This is a genomic window from Protofrankia sp. CiP1_Cm_nod4 (assembly GCF_982290645.1).
This window is the reverse complement of the sequence record NZ_CEVIVC010000252.1, coordinates 1-3,484: the sequence shown is the minus strand read 5'-3', so window position 1 is coordinate 3,484 and position 3,484 is coordinate 1. Positions and strand designations below refer to the sequence as shown.

Genomic DNA, 3,484 nt, shown 5'->3' with positions numbered 1-3,484 from the left:
GGCTCTTGACCTTGGAAGGATGAGAGCCGTGCCCACCCCTAACAAGTACCCGGCCGAGCTACGCGAGCGTGCGGTCCGGATGGTCTTCGAGGTACGCAAGGAGTCCGGTCAGCGGACCGGCTCGATCACAACCGTCGCCAAGCGGCTCGGGGTTGGCGCGGAATCGCTGCGCCAGTGGGTGAAGCAGGCCGAGGTCGACGGTGGCCAGCGGCCGGGGACCTCGACCGCGGACGCGCAGCGTATTGCCGAGCTGGAACGCGAGGTCCGTGAACTCACCCGTGCGAACGAGATCTTGAAGGCTGCGTCGGCTTTCTTCGCGCGGGAGCTGTGCGCCACGAGGCGCCGAGACAATCGAGGAGGGGTGAGAGACCTTTCCCGCCGGGCTGTCGCAGCAGCCCGGTGAAGCCAGGGGGCAGCCTGATCCGGAGGAACGCCGGGGAGGGTGGCAAGCGGCCCCGACGAAGACAGGCCGTGCCGGGACTGCCAGACGGCGCGGGCCTGTTCGGCCAGGTCAGAAGGTGTAACGGAAGTGAACCAGTGGTTGAAGCTCCGTAACCGCGAAGCCGTGCTCAAATCTGGTGGATATGGGCCGGTGAGCAGCGCGTGACGGTCGGACGATGCTGCGTCCGGGCGTCAACTCCGAAGCCGCGTAGTTCCGGCGGTGGGGAGGCCATGGCGAAGGTCTGCGGCGTAACCGTGGCGATGCTGCCGGAGTAGAGCTGGGCGCCTCACTGACCGATCGATTGCTTGGTGAACGTGGGAACCATCCGGCAGTCGCCTGCGGGCCGTCCAGCCAGGACGGCAGCGGGCAGGCCCGTTCCGGCTGTGGGCTGACGGATGGGGCGGAGGCTGTGTAGTAGTCGCGGGCGTAGCGACCCGTCTCGGAGTCCGGGAAAGCCGGACGCAGGGCAAAGACAGCCAGCAAGTCTGCGGTGATGGATGCTGGAAGACCAGGAGGTTTTCGCCGGTGAATACCGACGAACCGGAATCCGCCTTGTTTAGGGCCGAACGCCGGGTACTGGAGATCCAAACCAAGCTGCACCGGTGGGCGCGTGAAGATGCCCGTCGTCAGTTCGACGATCTGTTCAATTTGGTGGCCGATCCCGCGTTCTTGTTGGTTGCGTGGGATCGGGTGCGGGGCAACAAAGGTGCCAGGACCGCCGGGGTGGACGGGCGTACCGCCGCGTCGATAGTGGCGCGGATCGGGATAAATGAATACCTCGACGGGCTGCGTTCGGCGTTGAAAGATCGCAGTTTCCGGCCGTTACCGGTGCGGGAGCGGATGATCCCCAAGACGGGCGGTAAGCTGCGTCGCCTGGGGATCGCGACCATCACCGACAGGGTGGTCCAGGCATCGCTGAAGCTGGTGCTGGAGCCGATCTTCGAGGCGGATTTTTTCCCATGCTCCTATGGGTTCCGCCCGATGCGCCGGGCTCATGACGCGGTGGCTGAGATTCGGTATCTGACCTCGAAACCACGATGTTACGAGTGGATTGTGGAAGGAGACATCAAAGCCTGCTTCGATGAAATCTCGCATACGTCCTTAATGGACAGAGTGCGGGCACGGATCGGAGACAAGCGTGTCCTGGCCCTGGTGAAGGCTTTTCTCAAATCAGGCGTCCTCGTTGAGGATCGTTTAGTGGGACCTACCACCGCCGGCACCCCGCAAGGGTCGATTCTCTCGCCGTTGCTCAGTAATGTCGCCTTGTCCGTCTTGGACGAGCACGTCGCCCGGTCACCAGGTGGCCCGGGGACCGGCAAGACTGAGAAGGCCAGGCGTCTGCGGCACGGCCTGCCGAACTTCAAATTGGTCCGGTATGCCGACGACTGGTGCCTGGTGATTAAAGGCACCAAATCCGATGCCGAAGCCTTGCGAGAGGAGATCGTGGAAGTCTTGTCCACGATGGGTTTACGCCTGTCGCGGGAGAAGACTCTGATCACCCACATCGATGACGGCCTTGACTTTCTCGGGTGGCGTATCCAACGCCACCGGAAGAAAGGCGCGCGCGAGTATTACGTCTACTCCTATCCGGCCAAGAAGTCCGTCAAAGCGGTCATGGCCAAGGTGAAGACGGTATGCCGCGAGGTCGAGGTGAACCAGCCTCTTGATGATCTGATCCGCAGACTCAACCCTGTGCTGAGGGGCTGGTGCGCCTATTTCCGGCCCGGAGTGTCATCGGTGACCTTCGCCTACCTGAAACATTATGTGTTCGAGACGGTATGGCGATGGATACGCCGGAAGCATCGCCGGTCCACGTGGAAGGAACTGCGCCACCGCTACTGCGGCGGCGGATGGTGGCCTACAAGCCAGAACAGGGAACTTTTCGATCCGGAGAAGGTGAGCACCACACGCTACCGATACCGGGGATCAGTCATCCCTTCTCCCTGGCCTGCCGCTGCCTGACGAGCACATCCGAGCCACAGCGGGACTTGTGGAGCGCCCGGTGCCTTGAAAGGGGCACGCCGGGTGCGGGAAGCGGCCCGGGAAAACGGACCGGCTGAAAGGTTGGAACCGCGTCCCGGGCCGACTTCACCGACCCGCGACTGCCGAGGTAGTCGCGTTCATCGACGAGTACAAAGACGCGGCCGGGGTCGAGCCGATCTGTGAAATCCTGCAGTTTGCCCCGTCGACGTACTATGCCGCGAAGAGCAGGCCGGCGTCGGCCCGGTCTGTGCGTGACGCCGAGCTCAAAGAACAGATCGTCCGTGTGTACAAGGAGAATTTCGAGGTGTACGGGGCGCGGAAGGTCTGGCTGGCGTTACGCGCGGAGGGAGTCGACGTCGCTCGGTGCACCGTCGAGCGGCTGATGCGCGAGCTCGGCCTGGTCGGCGCGGTCCGCGGTGACCACAAGCGGCGGACCACGGTGGCGGATCCGGCGGCCGAGCGGCCCGCGGACCTGGTGAAACGCAACTTCTCGGCCGACCGCCCGAATAAACTGTGGGTGGCGGACTTTACCTACGTCGGGACCTCGCTGGGGGATGCCTACGTCGCTTTCATCACCGACGTGTTCTCCCGCAGGATTGTCGGCTGGCGGCTGGCCTCGCACATGCGTACCGACCTCCCGCTGGATGCCCTGGCAATGGCGATCTGGGCGCGTGACGAGCATCTCGACGGCCTCGTGCACCATTCTGACCAGGGAAGTCAGTACACGTCAATACGCTACACCGACCAGCTTGTCGCGATGGGCGCGAAACCGTCGGTCGGGACCGTCGGTGATTCCTATGACAACGCTCTGGCCGAGTCGGTGAACGGATTATACAAGACCGAGCTTGTGTACCGCCGCGGGCCGTGGCGGACCTTCGAAGAACTCGAACTCGCCACCCTCAAGTGGGTCGACTGGTACAACAGCCGAAGGATCCACAGCGGCTGCGGGAATATGCCTCCCGTCGAGTATGAGCGTTCCTATTACGCCCAGCAATGTGGTAAAGTCTCCGACAGGAGCCAACGATCGTAGTCTCCACCGAACCCGGGGCGGTTCAGTAG

The 3,484-nt window shown here is 63.3% G+C and carries 2 protein-coding genes and 1 pseudogene; all 3 read left to right on the top strand.

What is annotated here, in order from left to right; all coding sequences use genetic code 11:
- Positions 1-19: 19 nt before the first annotated feature.
- Positions 20-316: pseudogene (locus tag AC5LSR_RS23735) on the top strand (transposase); the annotation flags it as partial.
- A 651-nt stretch (positions 317-967) separates the two neighbouring features.
- Entirely contained in the window at positions 968-2,404 is a 1,437-nt protein-coding gene (gene ltrA / locus AC5LSR_RS23730) for a group II intron reverse transcriptase/maturase (protein WP_493465855.1), read from the top strand.
- A gap of 94 nt (positions 2,405-2,498) precedes the next feature.
- Complete coding sequence (locus AC5LSR_RS23725) at positions 2,499-3,455, top strand: IS3 family transposase (protein WP_493469061.1); 957 nt, start codon at positions 2,499-2,501, stop codon at positions 3,453-3,455.
- Positions 3,456-3,484: the final 29 nt, after the last annotated feature.